The sequence below is a fragment of the Halococcus sp. IIIV-5B genome (assembly GCF_003602035.1).
In the GTDB taxonomy this organism is placed as follows: Archaea; Halobacteriota; Halobacteria; order Halobacteriales; family Halococcaceae; genus Halococcus; species Halococcus salsus.
The window spans coordinates 21646-41030 of record NZ_QZWE01000016.1 but is presented as its reverse complement, the minus strand read 5'-3'; the positions used below and the strand labels follow the sequence as shown (position 1 = coordinate 41030).

The following is a 19385-nucleotide window of genomic DNA, read 5'->3' as shown; positions in this document are numbered from 1 at the left end:
GTAGGGGCGTCGCTTCCGGGACCCACGACGAGTTCGAAATCGCTTTTTCCGCGGATCGTCTGCCGAACCCATGGAGGAAGGGACGTTGGAGTCACGACCATGTCGAGCGTCCGGCGGGTGATCGAAACGGCGGTCGCTCCGTCCGCATGAGCGGGGCCGGCGACGGCCTGCTGTCGAGCGTCGGCCGAGCGCTTGCTCAGGCGCTTCTCCGAGGTGTCCCCGGGTGGGCGGTGCGAACCGGGCTGGCGCTGGCGGTGTTGCTCGTGGCGTGGCGCGGCTCGCGGCTGCTGGTCGAGGCGCTTCGGGAGCCCGTCGCGCGCCGGGTCCACCGACGGAGCCTCAGCCTGGCGGTCGTTCGGGGTGTGCGCATCGTGGTGCTCATCCTGAGCGCGTTCGTCGCGCTCGGGGTCTACGGTGTCGAACCGGAGCGGCTCGGGCTCGCGGCGGCGATACTGCTCGCCGGTGCGGGGGCCGTCCTCACGCCGTTCATCAGGGCGTTCGTCGACGGCCTCTCCGTACTGAGCGACAACGCCTACGAGATCGGGGACATGGTCGAGCTTCCCGACATCGGCCACCGTGGCTTCATCGAGCTCATCACGCTCCGGTACACCAAGATATACACGCTCGACAACACGTTTCTGGTCGTCCCGAACGAACAGGCCCAGAACCGGGACATCGTCAACCGATCGGCCGACGACCCGCGGACGTGGCTCTCGCTCGACCTGACAGTCACCTACGAGAGCGACATCGTGCAGGCGCGTGCCATCGTCGAACGAGCCGCCGAGGGGGTCGATGGTGTGGTCGCGGGCGGGCGGAACATCCGGATCGGGAGCGCCCGATACGCGAGCGCGCCGACCTGCGTCGTCGAGTCGTTCGCCGAGAACGGCGTCGCGCTCAGACTGTTCTACTGGGTCGAGAGCCCGTACGCGCAGCTCCCCGTTCGGTCGGCGATACTCGAAAACGTGCGAGCGGGCTTCGCCGACGCGAACGTCAAGCTCGCCTATCCACACACGCGGGCCGTCTTCGACGAGTGAGCACAGCAGTTTTTAGCCCGCCGGACCCTCCTTTCACCGATGAACTCCCGGGACACGCCGACCCAGCGCGCCAAGGACAACGCCGTCGAGATAGCGTCGACGCTCGTGGTCGGGCTCGGGCTCGCCGCGCTCTTCTTGGGGGTGGGCAACTTCTGGGTCATCTTCGCCCTCGGCTTCCTCGTGGTCGTCCCGCTCGTCGCGCTGCTGTTCGGCGACGAGGACGACCGTTCGGAGTGGTGGGACGACTGGTGGGGCGACGACGACTGGCTCGACGACTGGTGGGGGAGCTCGACGACGGACGAAGCCGAGGCGTCGACGGAGGCCGACGCGGAGCCGTCGGAGGACTCGCTCTCGATCATCCGCCGACGCTACGCCCGAGGCGAACTGACGGACGCGCAGTTCGAGCGCAAACTGGAGCGCCTCCTCGAAACCGAGACGCTGGAGGACCTCGAAGACCGCAAGCGGGCGCGCGAACTCCTCGACGAACAGGAGTAGGTCACCGTTCGGCGTCGGTGCGGGATCCGGGCCCTCACGGCCGGCGGTGTGGGCGGTTCACCTAGTTCAGGAGTCCGTTCAGAACGATGCCGGCGAAGAAGAGGAGCACCACCTCGTTGACGACCCAGGAGTTCGTGTTCATCCAGTCGCGAACCGTCGGAAGAACGGTCTTCGCGCGCTCGCCGAGCATGGCCACGGCGAGCGACGGGAGTGCCAGCAGCAGTAACGTCGCCAGGACGAACGGGACCGCGTCCGTCAGCGGCAGTCCCTGGGTGGCGAGGTAGGAGCCGACGGTGACGGACGTGATGACGTCGGTGGGAAAGAAGCCGAGCAGCAGGAACCCCAATCGGAGCGAGAACCGCGGGGTCGCGCGTTCGAGTCGTCCCATCCACTTCGGGGGCTCCGCTCGCTCGCGCTGCAGGTACGTGGAGACCATAGCGGCCAGGATGACGACCAGGATCAGCACGTGAAGCACCGGGCGCGACTGGCCCGTCCCGACGGCACCGAAGCCGAGCAGGAACGCGAGGCTGACGACGAGCGATATCGACACCGCCGCGCCAGCGACGAAGGCGAGCGAGTTGCGTCGCCACTCCCTGCTCGTGGCGAGAAAGACGACACTCAGGATCTGCGGACCGGAGACCATCACGACCGCGAGTGGAAGCACGGTCAGAAAGCTCACGACCGCTCCCTCCTACCGACCGGTTCCCGGTCTTCGTCCGCGGTCATCGCTGGTCGTGTCGCGTGGTCACCGACGAGTCGTCCGGATCCATCGGCCGCTCAGCCACCGCGGGGCGTGGCCCCGATCGATCGGGTCTCGCGAGCCACCCGGCGGGACCCCATCGCGAGCATGAGCATCGCGCTGCCGGTCGCGAGCAGCCTGATGCCGAAGACGAGGCCGATCACCCAGAGCGCGGTCGACGGCCAGCCGAGCCAGACCACGGCCCCGGCGGCGACGCCGACGAGCCCGCTCGCGAGCATCCAGCCCCACCCATCCGCCGGGCGGAGTCGGAGCCCCAGCACGACCCCGACGACGCCCTCGACGACGAAGAACGCGGCCAGGACGAGCGTGAGGGTCAACAGCCCCACGACGGGGTTCACGAACAGCGCCACGCCGCCGACGACGTAGAGCACCGCGAGCAGGAGTTCCCAGACGAACCCCCGCCAGCCCCGTGCGGAGACGGCGTGAACACCGTGACCCACCCCGCCGACGACGAGCAGTGCGCCGAGTAGCACCGAGAGCGCGACGCCGGTGATGAACGGTGAAACGATCGCGATCAGGCCGAGCACTGCGATGAGCGCCCCGACACCCGCGAGCACACGCCAGCTCGCCGCGAGCGGCGTGTCTTCCCGACTGGATTCGATGTTCGAACTCATTGTTCTCCCTCCCGTAAGGGGAGGTCGGCAACCAGCATAAAATATATTGCATCTTTTATGATAACTCGACAATAGGATCGTAGTATGTCATTCGAGCGGCGGGTCGCGATTTTCGTCGGTTATCCGGGTGAGACGGGCCACAAAGGATGATAGTTCCGACCTGCAACGGCGACGTTCTCCGGGAGACGACCGTCGTCGGTCGCGATAGCTGCCTCGTGGGACTGGGGGAGCACCGCGCCACCGGTGTCCGGCCGAGTCGCCGAGCGGCCTACCGGTCCGCGTCGTCGAGCAAGTGGTCCGCGAGTCGGGTGAAGCGGTCGACCATCCGGCTGGCGGTCGAGGGCTGGACGGTCCGCAGGAGCGCCGCGGTTTCGTCGGGTCGGGTGAGCACCAGCGTGACGCGGTTTCGCTCGTCGCGGTCCTTGCGGACGACGTCCTGCTCGGCGAGGTGGTCGAGGTGCCATTCGAGCGTGCTCCGAGCCACGTCGAGGACGTCGGCGAGCGCACCGGGCGACATCGGCCCTCGGTCGTGGAGAGCGGCGACGACGTCGCCGGCGGTCTCGCGGCGTACCAGCGAGAGCGCCCCGCGCTCCCAGTCGTCGACCTCGGGCGTGAAGTAGTGGGTTCGGCCGTAGCGCTGTTCGTCGACCACCGAGTCGGTCGCGATGAGGCGTTTGAGGTGGTACTGGACCTGGCCCGGGGCGAGGTCGAGCGTTCGGACGAGTTCGTTGAAGTGGATTCCGGGCGTGGCCCGCACACAGCGCGCGACGCGGCGTCTGGTTCCGTTCATATGGTGTCCTCGTCGGAGCGTGGGTTCGCGGTCCGGGCGAAGTAGACCGCGGCCAAGAGCAGGACCGCCATCACCCCGTCGGAGGCGTGTTCGATCAGGTGATGGAGGTGCATGCTCAGCATCCCTTCGAGCGCGAGCCCCCCGACCAGCGTTCGCACCAGCAGCGTCGCGAGCGCCAGCGTTATCAGCAGGTACGACCGCGAGCGTCGCTGGGAGAGCGCCGCCACGCCGAGCCCTACGATGGCGACCGAGGAGATACCCGCGACCACCAACACGCTGGGGAGGGCGAACGTTCCGGCCCCCGGCCACTCGGCGACGGCGAAACGGGCGAGATGGAGAGCGGGGGTCATCGATCGAGAATACGCGCTCGGGCGAATAACGATTCTGGTGTGCCTATCGAATCGTCACGAGACGACGGGTCGCGAGACGATCCAGAGCGAGAGGACGGTGTAGCCGACCATCAGCACCACGAGCGGGAGGTGGGTTCGGCGGGCCACCGCGAGGTTCGTCGAGCGCTCGACGGCGACGGCGTGGGCGGCCACGACCGCGATGACGTGGCCGACGACGATCAGGAGCACCTGCGACCCCCAGAACGCCGGGAGCGAGAGCCAGCCGAGGACCGTCACGGGGTCCGCCGGTGCGATCGTGACCGACCACGCGAGCGCGGCGAGCACGCCGAGGCGTTCGGCGACGAGCGGGTAGTAGTGGGCGACCTCGTAGGCCGCCGCGATCGGGAGGACCGTCGGCGCGAACGCCAGCGCCGTCTCCCGCCAGGGCGGGTTTGCGGTGCTCAGTCGGGCCATCGCGGTGCTCACGGCGACGAACGCGACGAGGAACCCACCCAGCCCGACGACGTAGATCAGTACGCTGGTGGTGGGCCCGCTGTCGAGGAGGTCCCGGAGCCCGAAGAGGAGGTTCTGGTACTCCGGCGTGCTCGTGAAGCCGTCGAAGCTCACGGTGTAGACCGTCCCCACGACGAACGCCACGAGGCTGAGGTCCGCCACCGCGTCCGTACAACCCGTCCACGGCGGGCGGAGTCGGAGTCGATAGCCACCCCGGGCTTCGACGAACGTCACTGGGGAGACCCGGCCGAACAGCCGATAGAGAACTTCCAGTCCGTCGGCGCGCTCGAACCACTCCTCGCCGAAGACGACCCCGCCGAGGATCATGGCCGCGGCGTAGCCCGCGACGACGACCGCGGTCGATGCCGGCGAGCGCGGTATCACCGTCAGATTCTCGAAGATCCCGATACCGACGACGAAGACGACGAACGCCGGCCACGACGCGAGCCACGACGGATACGTATCGACCAGCCGGATCGCCCGGCCTTCGAGGCGGACCAACGCGTCGTAGACCGCCCGCCAGGGCGAGAGCACCCGCCACGGACTCCCGAAGAGAACGGAGAACAGCCCCAGCCCCGCGATCCAGACCGACCAGACGAACACCGTCGAGAAGTTCTCGGCCTCGACCTGCGGACCGACGAGACCGTGCCCGATCGTGACGAGGAAGCCGGCGAAGAAGACGGCCTTCGCGCCGTAACGGAGCGTGGTCGCGACGCGATGTGGTATCGCTAGCGGCGTGCGCCAGGTTCGACCGCCCGTCGCGTCGCCGGTTCGGCCGACCCAGAGGGCGGTGATGGCGACCGTGACGCCCGCACCGCCGAACAGGAACCCCAGCGGGATGGGCGCGGCGAACCGCGAACTCTGGATCTGGTGGGCGCTCGCGGTCCCGACCGCGGCGACGAGCAGGGAGAGCAGAACGGCGGCTGCCCGACGCGGTCTCATACCGCGGCTTCGGTGACGGACACAAAAAGGTAACTGATCTGGCGTATTGGTTCGATCCTCGAATCCGAGCGGCCAAGCCGAGCGCTTATGATCGACTGCTGATACTCCCGACCAATGCGTCCCCGGACCGCGCTGGTGGTGGCCGTCGTTCTGGTCGGGCTGGTCGGTGCGGCGGTCGTCGGACTGACCGACACCGGCGACCCCACCGGCCGGAGCGCCGACAATGGAACCCTCTCCGAGCAGTGGGTGAGCACCCCACCGGCGGTCCTCGAATCCAATCACCACACACCGGCGGCGGCGTTCGTCGACGGCGAGTCGTTCGTCGTGGTGCCGATCAACAGCCGACGGGGGACGACGTGTCGACTGACCACGCTCGACGGCAACGGCACCGAGCGCTGGAACCGAACCATCGCCGCCGAGGAGTGTACGATCCACTCGATTTCGGACCCGACGATCGCCGACTTCGACGGCGACGGCGAGCAGGAAGTGATCGCCGCGACGAGCGCCGAGGAGGTCGTCGCCTACGACCTCCGGAACGGGAGCGTCGAGTTCCGTCGCGACCTCTCGTCGTACGGCTACTCGAAACCCCTCGTCGGCGACCTCCTCCCGGGAGCGGGCAACGAGACGGTCGTCGTCGACCTCGGTGGCGGCGTGTTCACGTTCGGGCAGAACGGCAGCGTCGCGTGGCAGCGGTCGTTCGGCGACGCCCGCGTCCGCCAGCCAGTGATCGCCGACGTCGACGGCGACGGCGATCCGGAGATCGCCATCGGACAGCTCGGCGGTGAGGCGATCGTGCTCGAACGCGACGGCAGCGTGGCGTGGCGGCAAGCGATCCCGAACGCGAGCGCCACGAAGTGGATGACGACCGGGCAGGCCGACGACGACGCCTCGCTCGAACTCACCTTCGCGACCTTCTTCGGTGAGGTGGTCACGCTCGACGGCGCGAACGGGTCGGTCGAGTGGCGGCGGAACCTCAGTGCGCAGGGGGCGTCGGTCCGTGCGATGGGCGACGGCGATGGCGACGGTCGAACGGAGGTCTACGTGGTCGCGCGGGACGGCGTGCTCCGGAGCCTCGACGCCGCGAACGGGAGTCTCGACTGGCGAACCAGACTCACGGCCGAGACGGACGCGCGGGTGATGCCGCCGCCGAGCCTCGGCGACCTCGACGGCGACGGCGACCCCGAACTCGTCGCCGTGACCGCCGCCGGCCGCGTCCTCGTGATCGACCCGACGAACGGCGAGACAGTCGACTCCTACGAGCGGGACGTCCCGATCAACACCTTCCCGCGGGTCGCTGACTTTGACGGCGACGGCGACGACGAGATGTTCGTGATCTACGACGACGCCCGGGTGGTCGCGCTCTCGTACGACTCGTAGTACGGGCCTCGAATCGGGGGGACCAACGCGAGACCTTATTCGGGCACGAGGACAGGAGCGGGTATGCAGGTGCGGACCGGGCTGGTCGTGGCCGTCGTCGTCGCCGCGCTCGCCGGGGCGGCGGTGGTCGGCTACGATACGGTTACGGCGTCCGGCGGGACGCTTACCGAGGAGTGGGTGAGCGACACCCCGCGGCCGAACCAGGTCAACCACCACTCCGTGGCCGCGGTCCGGATCAACAATCGAACGATAATCGCCGCCCCGGTGAGTTCGGTCGGCGGTTCGTCCGGTGCGAAGTGCGCGCTCGTCATGCTCGATGGTACTGGGACGGTCGAGTGGGAGCGGACCATCCGGAATCGGTCGTGTGCCACTCACGGCATCGGCGACCCGACGATCGCGGATCTCGACGGCGACGGTGAACCGGACGTGCTCGTTCCCACGACCGAGAACGTGCTCTACGGCTACGACGTGAACGATGGGACCGAAACCCTCCGCTTCGACCTCACCTCGTTCGGCTACAGCGCGCCCGCGGTCCTCGCCGAACCGGTCCGTAGAGCGGTCGTCGCGGACTTCAACGGCTCGGTGTTCGCGGTGCGGCCGGACGGAACCGTCGCGTGGCGGGACCGGGTCGCGGCCGGCGTGACCGCCGACACGAGGAAAGCGGACTTCGACGGCGACGGCGGTCCGGAGGTCGCCGTCAGCGCGCCGGGGAACGTCACGCTCTACGAACCGAACGGGAGCGTCGTCTGGGAGCGCTCGGTCTACGCCGCCTTCGCGGCGAGCGGGTCGGTCGACGGGGCGCAGACGCTGTTCGTCGCCACCGGAGACGGTGTGGCGGCGCTCGACGGGGCGACCGGGGCGACGGAGTGGCGCTGGAACACCTCGAACAACCGACCCGCGATCCACGCACTCGGCGACGGCGACGGGGACGGGTCGAAAGAACTCTACGTCACGACCGGCGACGGCAACCTCGACGCGCTCTCGGCGCGGACCGGCGAGGTCGAGTGGCACGCGGGTCTCTCGACGGAGGATTCGGTCACCCCGCCACCGGCACTCGGGGACCTCGACGGCGACGGTGAGTCGGAACTCGTGACCGTGACGAACGGCGGGGCCGTCTCGGTCCGTGACCCGGCGAACGGGAACCGCCTCACGTCCTACGAACGCGACGTCGCCGTCTGGACGCATCCGACGCTCGTCGACCTCGATGGTGATGGGATCGACGAGGTCCTCGTGATGTACGGCGACGGGCGGGTCGTCGCGCTCTCGTACGACTCGTCGCGTGGCCGTCCGGCGGCCGCTATCGAGACGTGAACCACATGGCTTAGCACCTGCCCCGTCGTGCATCGAACGGAATGCGGAGGAGGACTACGGTCGTGCTCGTCGTCGTGGCGATAGCGCTCGGTGGTGTCGTGGCGTACGGCGTCACGATAGGGACGGGCGGGAGCGAACTCCGGACGCTGTGGGTCAGCGACACCGAGCGACCCGTGCTGGGCAACCACCACGCACCGACGGCGGGACGGGTCGACGGCCATCCGGTCGTCTACGCCCCCATCAGTGGGAACTACAGCTCGACGCAGTGTGCGCTCGTCGCGCTCAACGCGACGACGGGCGCGAGGCTCTGGAACTACCAGGTGCCCGCGACGAACTGTACGATCCACTCGGTCGCCGACCCCGCGATCGCCGACGTGGACGGGGACGGGACCGAGGAAGTGCTCGCCGAGACGACCGAGAACCTGATACACGGGTTCGATGCGCTCACCGGCCGCCAACGCTTCAGCTATCCCCTCGCGTCCTACGGCTACACCCAGCCGGTCGTGGCGGACTTCACTGGCGACGAGGACGAGGAGGTCATCGGGGTCGACACGAGCGGAACGGTCGTCGTGCGAGACGTGAACGGGACGACGGTGTGGCGACGCACCGTTCCCGGCTACGTCAACGCCCAGCCGGCGCTCGCCGACTTCACGGGCGATGGTACCCGTGAGCTTGCGGTCGGGTTCGGTGCCAAGGCGCTGGTCGTCTTCGAGCCCGACGGCACGGTCGCCTGGCGTCGGTCCCCGCCGTCGGACGGAACCATCACGTGGATGGTCACCGGGCAAACCGACGCGGACCCGGCGGTCGAGGTCGTCGTCGGAACGGTGACGGGACAGGTGGTCACCGTCGACGGACGCACCGGACGTGTCGAGTGGCAGCGAGACCTCGGTGATTTCGCGGCGGTTCACGCGTTCGGGGACGGGGACGACGACGGCCGACCGGAGGTGTACGCGGTCGCACGCGACGGCAAACTCCGGAGTCTCGACGCGGCCACCGGCGCGACCGAGTGGACCACGACGCTCGATACCGGTGACATCCAGGTCGTCCCACCGCCGAGCATGGGCGACGTCGATGGCGACGGAAACCCGGAGCTCGTCGCGGTGACGAACGGCGGGGCCGTCTCGGTCGTCGACCCGGCGGACGGCTCGGTGCGCGGGACCTACGAGCGGGACGTCCCGATCTGGGAACACCCTCGGCTCGCCGACACCGACGGCGACGGGGTCGACGAGATCTACGTGATGTACGGCGACGGCCGCGTCGTCGCGCTCTCGGCGGCCGGTCGATGACGGTGCCCCTCGTCCGAGCTGAGTCGGGCGCTCGCCGACGGAGTCGGTGGTGCGGTCCTGTGGCGTCCGTCGCGTTCCGGAAGGGTTGAACCCCGTCACGACGTCGGGTCGAGCAGTGTCCAAGGCCAGGCTCTTCACGTCGTTGTGCTCGATGGCGTTCCTGGTCAATCTGGTTCGCGTCGTCTACGCGCCGTTGGTCGAACCGCTCCAGCAGGCCTTCGCGATCGGGCCCGGAACCGTCGGGCTGGTCGTGACCCTCGTCTGGGCCGGGAGCGCGCTGCCGCGGATCCCGGTTGGTTACCTCCTGACGGTCCTGCCGCGCCACCACGTGGTGTTGCTCTCGGGGGCGATGCTGACCGGCGCGTCGGTCGTCGCGGCGCTCGCGAACTCCGTTCTCACCCTCGGGGCCGGGGCCTTCCTGCTCGGGACGGCGACGGGCGCGTACTTCGTCGCCGCGAACCCGCTGCTCAGCGAACTCTACGTCAGCGAGGTCGGCCGCCGGCTCGGGATCCACGGCACCGCGAGCCAGGTCGCGGCGGTGCTCGCCGCGCCGCTCGTCACGCTCGCGCTGACGATATCCTGGCGCGTGGTCTTCGTCGTGGTCGCGGTCGTGGCGCTCGTCACGACCGCCGTGTTCTATCGGGTCGCGAAACGCGTCGAGTTCCCGGCGGCCAGCGGCGTCGACCGAAACTTCCGGGGGGCGGTCGCCGCCGAGTGGCGGCTGATCGTCGTCGGGGTCGTGACGTTCGGGGCGGCCAGCTTCGTCTGGCAGGGGCTGTTCAACTTCTATCCGTCGTACCTCGAAACCGCCCGTGGCTTCTCGCCCGCCTTCTCGCGCACCCTCCTCACCGTGATGTTCGCCGCCGGCGTTCCGGCGTTCTGGCTCAGCGGCACCATCGTCGACCGGGTGCGCGTCGCGCCGTACATCCTCGGGGTGATCGTCGCCTTCGTCGGCTCTCTGCTCCTCCTCACGGTCACGAACGGTCTCGTGGGGATCGTCGTACTGAGCGCCGTCATCGGCTACGTGATCCACAGCATGTTCCCGGCGGCGGACGCCTTCCTGCTCTCCGCGCTCCCCGACGAACACCGCGGCGGGGCCTACGCCACGTTCAGCGGCGGGATGATGTTCAGCCAGGCGCTCGGGAGCTGGTTCGTCGGCGAGGTCGTCGAACTCGGGATCGGCTACGACACGGTCTTTCAGGCGCTCGCGGTCGTTCTGGCGGTAGTCATCGGCGGCCTCGCCCTGCTCGCGACGACCGGCCGACTGCCGAGCATAACGGAGGCGTGACCACGAGATCCCGGCTCCAACGAGGACCGGTGGCGTCGGGATAGCTATTGAGATACCCTCAATTTGCTTTATTAATCAATGGAGTTCTCGAACAGAACACGAACGGGAACCCATGACAGCCACCGAACCGAGCACGACGCGACGCGACCGGGCCCGATGGAGGAGGCCGCCGCGGTCATGAGGTGTATCGTCTGCGGTCACCGTGCGGGCTACAACCGTGCTGTGGTCGACCTCGCGACCGGCAGCGAGGTCGGCGGGCTCTGCGTCGGCTGTGAGTGCACCGCCTTCGGCGTCAGCCTCCTGTTCGGCTTCCGGCTATCGGGATCGAACTGCGCGTTCTGTGAGCGCGACGGCCACTACGCCATCCCGTCGTGGCGAGCGCGAACCGTCGAAACGGGTGGAAAGACCGTGAGCACCGTCGAGTACGACGTCACCGAGGTGACCGTTCGGCTCTGCGATGAACACCTCGAACGCCTCAAACGGGTCGCGGCGGCGCACGCTCGTGTGCCCGGGTCCGTTCGACCGTCGGGTCCCGAGTAGGCCAAATCCCTACCGACGAACCAGCCGTATTGATCGGGTACGTGGAAAAATACGAATATTTTCGGAATAGAGCGGTATATATTTGAATTTCGAGCAGCTTATCGTTGCGGTAGTGTATCCTCCGGCAACCGATGGACGACCTCGAAGAGACGGTCCCGGCCGCCGACACCAGCCATCGTCGTATCGACGCGGACCAGTGGGCGACCATCTACGTCGTCGGTGACGTCCACGGCTGTCGTGTCGAGCTCGAAACCCTCCTCCGAACGCTCGACCCGGCGGCCGACGACCTCGTGGTGTTCGTCGGCGACCTGATCCGGAAAGGGCCGGACAGCCAGGGTGTCGTGGAACTCGTCCGGGGGATGGAGAACGCGATGTCGGTGATGGGAAACAACGAGCCGAAGCTCTTCCGCGGCGACGCCTCGCTACCCGCGCTCACCGATGCCGACCGGGCCTACCTCGAATCGTTGCCGACCGTCATCTCGTGGGCGGGCAACGCCGTGGTCCACGGCGGGGTCGACCCGGACCGGCCGCTCGCCGACCACGACGCCGAGGACCTACGGAACATGCGAAACCCGCGGACGGGTGGCGACTACGACCGCCCGTTCTGGTGGGAGTACTACGAGGGCCCGCCGCGGGTCTTCTTCGGGCATACCCCGCTCGAAGCGCCGGTCTACCGCCCCGACGCGATCGGGCTCGACACCGGCTGTGTCTACGGCGGGTCGCTCACGGCCTACGACACCGCACGGGACCGGTTCGTGAACGTCCCCGCACGGGAGACCTACCAGGAACGGGACGACGACAAGACCGTCTCGCCGCTTCGAACCCCCGACCCCCAGCCCGATGCCTGAAAGCGCGAGCCAGCCCACGGCGACCAGTGGGGAGGACGTCGACCTCTCGGACTCCGAGTTCTACCTCAACCGGGAGCTGAGTCAGCTCGAATTCCAGCGGCGGGTGCTCCACGAGGCGCTCGACGAGCGAACGCCGCTGCTCGAACGGGTCCGATTTCTCGCGCTGTTCACGAAAAACATGGACGAGTTCTTCATGAAACGCGTCGGCGGGCTCGAACAGCAGATGGAGGCCGACGTCGCCCAGCGCACGCCGGACGGGCGGACGCCGACCGAGCAGTGGAAGGCGGTTCTGGAGACGGCCCGTCCGCTGTTCGAGGCCCAGACCGAGTGCTATCACGAGACCATCCACCCGGCGCTCGCCGAGGCGGGGATACACATCCGCTCGTGGGAGGAGCTCTCGGCCGACGACCAGTCGGCGATGCGGGCGTTCTTCGAGGAGTCGGTCCTCCCCACGTTGACGCCGCTGACGTTCGACCCCGCCCATCCGTTCCCGTTCATCTCGAACCTGAGCCTCTCGCTCGGGGTCCGGGCCCGCCGCCAGCGCGACGACAAGGAGACCTTCACCCGGATCAAGGTCCCGCCGAACCAGTCCCGCCTGATCGCCGTCGAGGCTGGCGAGCGGTACGTGCTCTTGGAGGACGTGATCAAGGGCAACCTCGACCTCCTGCTCCCGAACGTCGACGTGCTCGAAGTCGCGACGTTCCGGCTGACGCGAAACGCCGAGGTCAGACGCGACGAGGAGGTCGCCGAGGACCTGATGGCGATGATCGAGGAGGTCATCGAGGAGCGGCGGTTCGCCACGGTGGTCCGGCTCGAAGCCGAGGCCGAGATCTCCGGGCCGATGCTCGACCTCCTGATGGACGAACTCGACCTCGACGACCGCGAGGTGTTCCTCCGGCGGGGTCCGCTGGGTTTTCGTGAGTTCACCGACCTGCTCGACCTCGATCGGCCCGACCTCAAACGCGACCCGTGGACCCCACAGCCACACCCCCGGCTCGCCGAGACACACGCCGACCACGATGGCACCGACGACACGAAGGCGATCTTCGACGAGATCCGCCGCGACGACATCCTGGTCCACCACCCCTATCACTCCTTTACGAAGACCGTCCAGCGCTTCCTCGACGAAGCGGCCACCGACCCGGACGTCCGGGCCATCAAGGCCGCCATCTACCGTACCGCCAGCGACTCGAAGGTGATCGAGAGCTTGATCGAGGCGGCCGCGAACGGCAAGCAGGTCGCGGTGATGGTCGAGCTCAAGGCGCGCTTCGACGAGCAGAACAACCTCGAATGGGTCAGGAAGCTGGAGGAGAACGGGATCCACGTCGCCTACGGCACCATCGGGCTCAAGACCCACACCAAGACCGCGCTGGTGGTGCGCGAGGAGCGCGACGGGATGGGCCTCTACTCCCACATCGCGACCGGCAACTACCACTCCGAGACCGCGAAGGGCTACGTCGACCTCGGTCTGCTCACCGCCGACCGCGACATCGGCCGCGACCTCGTGAAGCTCTTCAACTTCTACACCGGCCCGACGCTCGACGAGGAGTTCCGGGAGCTCCTCATCGCCCCGGTCACGATGCGAGCGGCGTTCACGCGGATGATCCGGCGGGAGGCCGACCACGCGCGCGAGGGGCGCGACGCCCGGATCGTCGCCAAGATGAACGCGCTGGAGGACCCCGAAATCGTCGAGGAGCTCTATCGGGCCTCGATGGAAGGGGTCGATATCGACCTCGTCGTCCGCGACATCTGTCGGCTCAGACCGGGCATTGAGGGGATCAGCGAGACGGTCTCCGTCCATAGCGTCGTTGGGCGCTTCCTCGAACACTCCCGGATCTACTACTTCGAGAACGGTGGCGACCCCGAGTACTACACCGGTTCGGCAGACTGGATGACCCGGAACCTCGACAGTCGGGTGGAGGCGGTCACGCCGGTCGAGGACCCCGCGATCCGAAAGCAGCTCCGCTTCGTGCTGGACGTGATGCGCCACGACAATCGGAAGCGCTGGGAGATGGCCGCCGACGGCTCGTACACCCAGTGTCGACCTGGCGCGGACGAACCGGTCGTGAACACCCAGGCGGTGCTCATGGCGCGCACACTCGAAGACGGGAACGGGACCGACACGGCCGACGACTCGATGCCCCATCCCGGGCTTCGGAGCGATCTCCTGGTCGAGCCCGAAGTGTCACCATCCGACGACAGGGCGACTGAGACCGAGACCGAAGATACCGATAGGGCAACCGACCCCTCCGGTACGCCGACCAAAGCGACGGCACAATCGGACGATACCCCGGCTGAGACGCACGACCTCCCCGACCCGATGCGGGTCCACTCGGAGCGCTGGTACGTCCCCGACAGTCGGCGGTACGCATTCGCCGTCCGAACCCCGGACGACGGCCGCGAGTACCGCTCGACCCCGGAGGCCGCCGCGGCGCTCCTCACGAAGTACTACGGCGACGGTTCGGCCGCGGACGATTGAGGTGAAATCGACCGATCTCGTGAGGGCTACTCCGTCGAAGGGGACTCGTTTTCGACCTCGACCGTGACCGCGTTCGGCTCGAACGCGTTCGCCGCGAACCCACCCTCGTTCCACGGGTACGCGTCGTCATCAAGCGCGTCCCGCCACTCTTCTGGACTCCCGATCCGCGCGGGCTGTCGGCGGCCGCGCTCGTCGGTCGCGCGCGAACAGAGCGTGTGTCGGCCGGCCTCGGCGGGCCAGTCGTACCGGAACAGCCGCCACGCGCCCGCGTAGTCGGGGCCGAACAGCTCCGCGTCCGCCCAGGTCTCGCCGCCGTCGGTCGACAGCTCCACGCGCTCGACGCGGTCGTCGCCGGCCCACGCCACCCCGCGGACCTCGACCGTGCCGTCGTCCCGAGGCGTGACGGGTGTCTCGCCGTCCGGGAGGCCGATAACGGACATCACGTTGGTATCGAACGTGTAGGGGTGGTCGACCGCGCCCTCGATCTGCTCCCACGTGTCGGTCGTCTCGATGGTCTCACGAACGGTGGGCTCGACACCTTCGGGATGGATCCGGTAGGAGACCTGCTGCCAGAAGTCGTGTTTCCCCGGCCGGTCGAGCGAGTCCTCGCGGACCATCGTCTCCATCACTCGGAGCTCGTCGACCCACTTCACGTTGTTGACGCCGTACCAGCCCGGAACGATCAGCCGAACCGGGAAGCCGTGTTCGCGCGGGAGGGGCTGACCGTTCATCTCGGTGGCGAGGAGACAGTCGTCGAGTGCCTTCGAGAGCGGGATCGACCGGGCGAAGACGTCCTCGGCGTCGGACGGGTCGCCCCCGACGGCGGTCAGCCAGCGACCGTCGGCCGCGTCGATGCCGTGGTCGCGGAGCACCGAACTCACTGGGACCCCGGTCCAGACCGCGGTGCCGGCTGCCTCGAATCCCCACTGGACGCTTCCCGTTTCGGGATCGTGCTGGCCACGACCGTTGCCGGCACACTCCATCGTGTGCGCGACCGCCACCGTCGGATAGTCCTGAAGGTCGGCCATCGTGAGACTCCCCTCGGCGTCGCCCGTGAGCGCGACGGTCCACGAATCGGCGTCGGCCGCCGGGATATCGTTTCGGTGACAGACGAAGTGGGCCCCGATGGGCGTGAGCCAGTCCGCGAAGGTCCGCCTGTGGGCCGCTCCCACGACGGTGTACTTGTCGGCCTCGTCGCGCGTCGGCGTCACGTCACCCTTCGTCTCGACGATCCGTTCGATCTCCTCGTGACGGTGCTCCCGTGGGCTCTCGATAGCCATTGTAGGGAGGCTTCGGGGCTCGGCCAGTTATAGATTGGCCGTGGTTACGGGCGGTGGTCGTAGCCCGCGAGGAAGGCGAGGTAGTTCAGCGCGAGGAGGACGACGAACGCGTGGCGTTTCGCCCCGCTCGACAGTCCGGTCGCGAACAGCGGGAGATAGATGCAGGGGAGCATGATCGCCGACCAGAACGCGAGGCTTCGGACCGGCGAGAGACGACTGCTGTGCCGATATCGTTCGAGGAGCCGGCCGAGGATCTCCTCCCGACGGTCGGCCATCCCGACGAGTTTCGCGTACGCCCGCGACAGGGGGCGCTCGGTGGACCCCTGCTCGCCCTCCTCCCCATCGGCGAGAACCCGTTCCGACATTGGTCGCGTGTCGGGCCGACGGTAGTTGAGCCTAGACTCCCGAATCTATCGAGTGATATTGAGAAGCGAGCATCGGATCAATAGACGTCGGGGACGGCTCGCATCGCGGGAACGACCCGTTTCCCGCTGCATCGTCGTGAAGCGAAGCGAAACGAATCGAGGACGACGGGAACCGCGTTCACGACGAGCGGCCATCGGGGTGGTCGACCCGCAGGAACCGCCGGCCCAGGCCGGCGACGGCCGACCCGGTCTTCCGGCCCGCGCTCGCCGCGAACTTCCGGAGATAACGGCGACGCGGGGCGGGGACACCGCGGGCACGGGTGTCGCCGTCGCGGACCGCCGCGAGGACCGTCGTTCGGTCGGCTCTGTCGGGGTCGAGCGCGAGCTCGGTGTAGGTAAGTCCGACCGTCGCGGTCGAGTGTGCGTCGCTCCCGCCGATCTTCGGGTACGAGCAGGCGCGGGCGAATCGTCGTGCGCTCCGGTTCCTGAGGCCCGTCATCGACCACGCGTTGCGCACCTCGATCCCGTCACAGTCGACGATGTCCCGACGACGGATCCCGTGACGGCTCCGTTGGAACGGGTGCGGAACGATGGCGAGCCCGCCCATGTCGCGGACCGTCCGTACCGACTCGGCGACCGGCCGCCCCGGCTCGGGGCACTCGTCGACCCCGAGCGCGAGGAGGTGGCCGTCGGCGGTCGAGAGCTCGACGCCGGGTATCGCGACCAGCCCGAACGAGGACGCGAGGTCGACGGCGCGCAGCGATTCGTCGATGGTGTCGTGGTCGGTGACACAGAGCGCATCGAGGCCCACCGCTTGAGCCCGTTCGAGGACGCGCTCCACTGGGACGGCGGCGTCGTAGGAGCCCTCGGTGTGGACGTGCGGGTCGAACGCGACCGTCCCGTCGCTTGACTCGTCGTCGGGCCAGTCGGCGTCAACCACCGATGACCCCCGCCGGAACGACGCCGAATTCGAGCGCCAGACAGAGCCCGGCGACGAGCACCCCCGCGAGCGCCGCCACGGCCTGACTCTTGACGGTCTTGTAGCTCTTGTACTCCGACACCATCAGCGGGCAGGCGAGCACGACCGTACCCGCCGCCAGCCAGCCGTTCCAGACCCCGACGAACGCCGCGAGGAGGTAGTTGACGAGCACGAGGACGTTCACGTGGACCACGGTGATCCCGCGGTAGTAGCTCGTGTCGGCCTCCGTTCGAAAGCCCTCGCTGGTGAACCTGATGAGGCGCAGCCCACCGAAACAGACCACACAAAAGCCCACGACGACGCTCGCTATCGGGGTGGGCGAGAGCGCGACGTGAAACAGCAACGCCCCCGAGACCAGGTACGCGAAGACGTCGACGAACGCGTCGAGCTGCCGGCCGAGGTCGGTGGCGAGGCCGTACCGCCTGGCGACGAACCCGTCGAGCTTGTCGAACCCGAAGGCGACGAGCAGAACGACCACCGCCCAGTTCGGCTCGCCGGAGAGGAGGAAGACGATCCCCGTCCACGCACACAGCAGGGCGAGAACGCTGAGGTAGTCGGCCACATCGAGGCGAACGAGGATGTGGGCGGTCCCGCGCGGCTGGTTCGTTCGACCGACGGACCGGCCGAACGCACGGTTCGCGAGCCGTTCCGGCATTGTTCTATCGGCCACTGAGAACGTCCACCGTTCGTTTCGAGATAGGTATACTGTATCGAATCTATTGACTGTCTCTTATGCGTATGTATGGTTGGGCGGTTTCGGGGACGACCCATCACTTCGTCGGGCGGGTTTCGGTTCAGGTACGTTCGAATCGCGTCTCGAAGCCGAACAAGCGGAGATACGAGATGGTTTGCCGGGGTTCGAACCCGTTCGATTCGAACGCACGTCTCGACGGGTAGTTGTCGGGGGCGACGAGCGCGAGCACGGTCGAGGCCCCGAAGACGGCCCCGGCCGTCGCGAGTCCACGGCGTATCAGGGCCGTGGCGACGCCGCGCCGTCTGAACGCGGGGTCGACGTAGACGTTCCAGATGTAGGCACCGTCGTACGAGATCGACGCGTCGAGCGCGGGCACGGCCACCTCCCGGTCGCCGCTCACGAACAGGAAACCTGCGACCACCCCGTCCTCGTGGGCGACGACGGCGCGGTCGGTCCCGACGAGGTCGTCGAACGCGGGGTCGGCGGTCGCGAGGTCGCCTCTCACGAGGTCGTCGCGGGTGTACGTCTCGACGGTCACCGCGTCGGGTGTCGCATCGCTGATCTCGTCGGGGTGGTCGTGGACGTAGACGTCGAGCGTGGCGACGGTGACCCCCAGCTCGGCCAACCGCTCGTACAGCCGGCGCGCGTGTCGGTTCCGGGTGAGCTGCCAGAGGCGCGGCACGGATGGACCATCGCCGGTCGGCGTCTTAGCTCCCGGGGTCTCCGGGACTCACTTCCGGACGATGTCGCGGAGTCGATGAGCCCCGAGGGCGAGCCCGTGCTTCAGGAAGTCGGAGAGGGTCTGGAAGCGACGCGGGACGGAGGCGGCGATCCGACGCTGGAACACCGTGTACGGAACCGAGAGCACGAGAACCCCGAACGAGAGCCGTGTCGCGAGGTCGATGCCCGCGACGGCCACTCCCCCGGCGGCGAGCGCCCCGAGGACGAAGTCGCCGGGCGACCCGCTGTAGACGACGCGTCGGGCCCGGAGCCAGCGGTTCGAGTGGTGGTCGAACACCGCGCGGTCGTCCACGCGTTCCCACGGGCGAAGCTCCTGACCGCCGCTGAAGACGTCCATGACGCTGTGGAGTCCCGCCGCCCCGACCGCGACCGTGAGGGCGACCACGAGCGGCGTCGGCACCCAAACGGCGACCATCGCCAGGACGCCGGCGACCAGTGGGAAGTAGACCGGGTAGTGGAACGTCCGCCGATGGTCGAGGACCATATCGAGGTCGGGGAACACACCGCCGACCGCGCCCGCCACCACCGGAACCGCCGCCGCGGTCGGTGCGACGCTCGAAACGAGCGCGCCGAGGAGGACCCCGACTAGGACGTGGGTCGTGACCATCATCGGGACTACCACATCGCCGTCCACCTATCACCCTGTCGAGCGAGGCACGGTGGCATACGGAAAGGGCGACCAGAAATCGGGAGTTGGAGAGAACAGTGGCTCACGATGGT

Annotated in this window: 20 protein-coding genes; 9 read left to right on the top strand and 11 right to left on the bottom strand. The window is 68.2% G+C overall.

Going from position 1 to position 19385, the window contains the following annotated elements; all coding sequences use genetic code 11:
* Positions 1–146: 146 nt before the first annotated feature.
* The gene (locus D3261_RS11820) at positions 147–1034 is read left to right on the top strand and encodes a mechanosensitive ion channel family protein (protein ID WP_120072637.1); all 888 of its coding nucleotides are present in this window, start codon (positions 147–149) and stop codon (positions 1032–1034) included.
* 39 nt (positions 1035–1073) lie between these two features.
* Complete coding sequence (locus D3261_RS11815; RefSeq protein ID WP_120072635.1) at positions 1074–1529, top strand: SHOCT domain-containing protein; 456 nt, start codon at positions 1074–1076, stop codon at positions 1527–1529.
* Positions 1530–1590: 61 nt separating this feature from the next.
* Here D3261_RS11815 and D3261_RS11810 read toward each other — a convergent pair whose 3' ends face one another.
* The 5 genes from D3261_RS11810 to D3261_RS11790 form a co-directional block, all read right to left on the bottom strand.
* Positions 1591–2208: a GAP family protein gene (locus tag D3261_RS11810; protein WP_120072633.1), complete on the bottom strand. Its 618-nt coding sequence runs from the start codon at positions 2206–2208 to the stop codon at positions 1591–1593.
* A 98-nt stretch (positions 2209–2306) separates the two neighbouring features.
* Positions 2307–2903 carry an HdeD family acid-resistance protein gene (locus tag D3261_RS11805; RefSeq protein ID WP_120072631.1) on the bottom strand — a complete coding sequence of 199 codons (597 nt, stop codon included), beginning with the start codon at positions 2901–2903 and terminating at the stop codon, positions 2307–2309.
* A gap of 268 nt (positions 2904–3171) precedes the next feature.
* Complete coding sequence (locus D3261_RS11800; RefSeq protein ID WP_120072629.1) at positions 3172–3693, bottom strand: helix-turn-helix domain-containing protein; 522 nt, start codon at positions 3691–3693, stop codon at positions 3172–3174.
* Positions 3690–4043 carry a hypothetical protein gene (locus D3261_RS11795; RefSeq protein WP_120072627.1) on the bottom strand — a complete coding sequence of 118 codons (354 nt, stop codon included), beginning with the start codon at positions 4041–4043 and terminating at the stop codon, positions 3690–3692. Before D3261_RS11795 ends, D3261_RS11800 begins: the two co-directional genes overlap by 4 nt.
* Before the next feature lie 54 nt (positions 4044–4097).
* Entirely contained in the window at positions 4098–5477 is a 1380-nt protein-coding gene (locus tag D3261_RS11790) for a hypothetical protein (protein WP_120072625.1), read from the bottom strand.
* Between the two features lie 114 nt (positions 5478–5591).
* Between D3261_RS11790 and D3261_RS11785 the strand changes: the two genes are divergently transcribed.
* From D3261_RS11785 to ppk1, 7 genes are all read left to right on the top strand, one after another.
* The gene (locus D3261_RS11785; protein ID WP_120072623.1) at positions 5592–6854 is read left to right on the top strand and encodes a PQQ-binding-like beta-propeller repeat protein; all 1263 of its coding nucleotides are present in this window, start codon (positions 5592–5594) and stop codon (positions 6852–6854) included.
* Positions 6855–6917: 63 nt separating this feature from the next.
* Positions 6918–8165 carry a PQQ-binding-like beta-propeller repeat protein gene (locus D3261_RS11780; protein WP_120072621.1) on the top strand — a complete coding sequence of 416 codons (1248 nt, stop codon included), beginning with the start codon at positions 6918–6920 and terminating at the stop codon, positions 8163–8165.
* A gap of 41 nt (positions 8166–8206) precedes the next feature.
* Positions 8207–9451 (top strand): PQQ-binding-like beta-propeller repeat protein, encoded by a 1245-nt coding sequence (locus D3261_RS11775; protein WP_120072619.1) that lies wholly within the window; start codon positions 8207–8209, stop codon positions 9449–9451.
* A gap of 115 nt (positions 9452–9566) precedes the next feature.
* Positions 9567–10739 (top strand): MFS transporter, encoded by a 1173-nt coding sequence (locus D3261_RS11770; RefSeq protein ID WP_342764746.1) that lies wholly within the window; start codon positions 9567–9569, stop codon positions 10737–10739.
* A gap of 78 nt (positions 10740–10817) precedes the next feature.
* On the top strand, positions 10818–11279 hold the full coding sequence (locus tag D3261_RS11765; protein ID WP_120072615.1) for a hypothetical protein: 462 nt from the start codon (positions 10818–10820) through the stop codon (positions 11277–11279).
* A gap of 131 nt (positions 11280–11410) precedes the next feature.
* Positions 11411–12127: a metallophosphoesterase gene (locus D3261_RS11760; RefSeq protein WP_120072613.1), complete on the top strand. Its 717-nt coding sequence runs from the start codon at positions 11411–11413 to the stop codon at positions 12125–12127.
* Positions 12120–14606, top strand: coding sequence for a polyphosphate kinase 1 (gene ppk1 / locus D3261_RS11755; RefSeq protein WP_120072611.1), 2487 nt, complete (start codon positions 12120–12122; stop codon positions 14604–14606). The genes D3261_RS11760 and ppk1 overlap by 8 nt, the downstream gene beginning before the upstream one ends.
* Before the next feature lie 26 nt (positions 14607–14632).
* On the opposite strand, the gene D3261_RS11750 is transcribed toward ppk1, so the two are convergent.
* From D3261_RS11750 to D3261_RS11725, 6 genes are all read right to left on the bottom strand, one after another.
* Positions 14633–15886, bottom strand: coding sequence for a sulfite oxidase (locus tag D3261_RS11750; protein ID WP_120072609.1), 1254 nt, complete (start codon positions 15884–15886; stop codon positions 14633–14635).
* Positions 15887–15930: 44 nt separating this feature from the next.
* Entirely contained in the window at positions 15931–16251 is a 321-nt protein-coding gene (locus D3261_RS11745; protein ID WP_120072607.1) for a hypothetical protein, read from the bottom strand.
* Positions 16252–16429: 178 nt separating this feature from the next.
* The gene (locus tag D3261_RS11740) at positions 16430–17191 is read right to left on the bottom strand and encodes a PHP domain-containing protein (RefSeq protein ID WP_120072605.1); all 762 of its coding nucleotides are present in this window, start codon (positions 17189–17191) and stop codon (positions 16430–16432) included.
* Positions 17184–17900, bottom strand: coding sequence for a phosphatidylcholine/phosphatidylserine synthase (locus D3261_RS11735; protein WP_199694000.1), 717 nt, complete (start codon positions 17898–17900; stop codon positions 17184–17186). The genes D3261_RS11740 and D3261_RS11735 overlap by 8 nt, the downstream gene beginning before the upstream one ends.
* A gap of 124 nt (positions 17901–18024) precedes the next feature.
* Positions 18025–18606, bottom strand: coding sequence for a GNAT family N-acetyltransferase (locus D3261_RS11730; protein ID WP_120072601.1), 582 nt, complete (start codon positions 18604–18606; stop codon positions 18025–18027).
* A 48-nt stretch (positions 18607–18654) separates the two neighbouring features.
* Positions 18655–19275, bottom strand: coding sequence for a metal-dependent hydrolase (locus D3261_RS11725; RefSeq protein ID WP_120072600.1), 621 nt, complete (start codon positions 19273–19275; stop codon positions 18655–18657).
* Between the last annotated feature and the right edge of the window lie 110 nt (positions 19276–19385).

What these genes read in the sequence shown, in the direction of transcription:
- D3261_RS11800 (WP_120072629.1), bottom strand. Translation starts at nt 3,693, where the DNA reads ATGAACGGAACCAGACGCCGCGTCGCGCGCTGTGTGCGGGCCACGCCC.
- D3261_RS11725 (WP_120072600.1), bottom strand. Translation starts at nt 19,275, where the DNA reads ATGATGGTCACGACCCACGTCCTAGTCGGGGTCCTCCTCGGCGCGCTC.
- D3261_RS11795 (WP_120072627.1), bottom strand. Translation starts at nt 4,043, where the DNA reads ATGACCCCCGCTCTCCATCTCGCCCGTTTCGCCGTCGCCGAGTGGCCG.
- D3261_RS11785 (WP_120072623.1), top strand. Translation starts at nt 5,592, where the DNA reads ATGCGTCCCCGGACCGCGCTGGTGGTGGCCGTCGTTCTGGTCGGGCTG.
- D3261_RS11805 (WP_120072631.1), bottom strand. Translation starts at nt 2,903, where the DNA reads ATGAGTTCGAACATCGAATCCAGTCGGGAAGACACGCCGCTCGCGGCG.
- D3261_RS11765 (WP_120072615.1), top strand. Translation starts at nt 10,818, where the DNA reads ATGGAGTTCTCGAACAGAACACGAACGGGAACCCATGACAGCCACCGA.
- D3261_RS11745 (WP_120072607.1), bottom strand. Translation starts at nt 16,251, where the DNA reads ATGTCGGAACGGGTTCTCGCCGATGGGGAGGAGGGCGAGCAGGGGTCC.
- D3261_RS11790 (WP_120072625.1), bottom strand. Translation starts at nt 5,477, where the DNA reads ATGAGACCGCGTCGGGCAGCCGCCGTTCTGCTCTCCCTGCTCGTCGCC.
- D3261_RS11760 (WP_120072613.1), top strand. Translation starts at nt 11,411, where the DNA reads ATGGACGACCTCGAAGAGACGGTCCCGGCCGCCGACACCAGCCATCGT.
- D3261_RS11820 (WP_120072637.1), top strand. Translation starts at nt 147, where the DNA reads ATGAGCGGGGCCGGCGACGGCCTGCTGTCGAGCGTCGGCCGAGCGCTT.
- D3261_RS11750 (WP_120072609.1), bottom strand. Translation starts at nt 15,886, where the DNA reads ATGGCTATCGAGAGCCCACGGGAGCACCGTCACGAGGAGATCGAACGG.
- D3261_RS11780 (WP_120072621.1), top strand. Translation starts at nt 6,918, where the DNA reads ATGCAGGTGCGGACCGGGCTGGTCGTGGCCGTCGTCGTCGCCGCGCTC.
- ppk1 (WP_120072611.1), top strand. Translation starts at nt 12,120, where the DNA reads ATGCCTGAAAGCGCGAGCCAGCCCACGGCGACCAGTGGGGAGGACGTC.
- D3261_RS11815 (WP_120072635.1), top strand. Translation starts at nt 1,074, where the DNA reads ATGAACTCCCGGGACACGCCGACCCAGCGCGCCAAGGACAACGCCGTC.
- D3261_RS11775 (WP_120072619.1), top strand. Translation starts at nt 8,207, where the DNA reads ATGCGGAGGAGGACTACGGTCGTGCTCGTCGTCGTGGCGATAGCGCTC.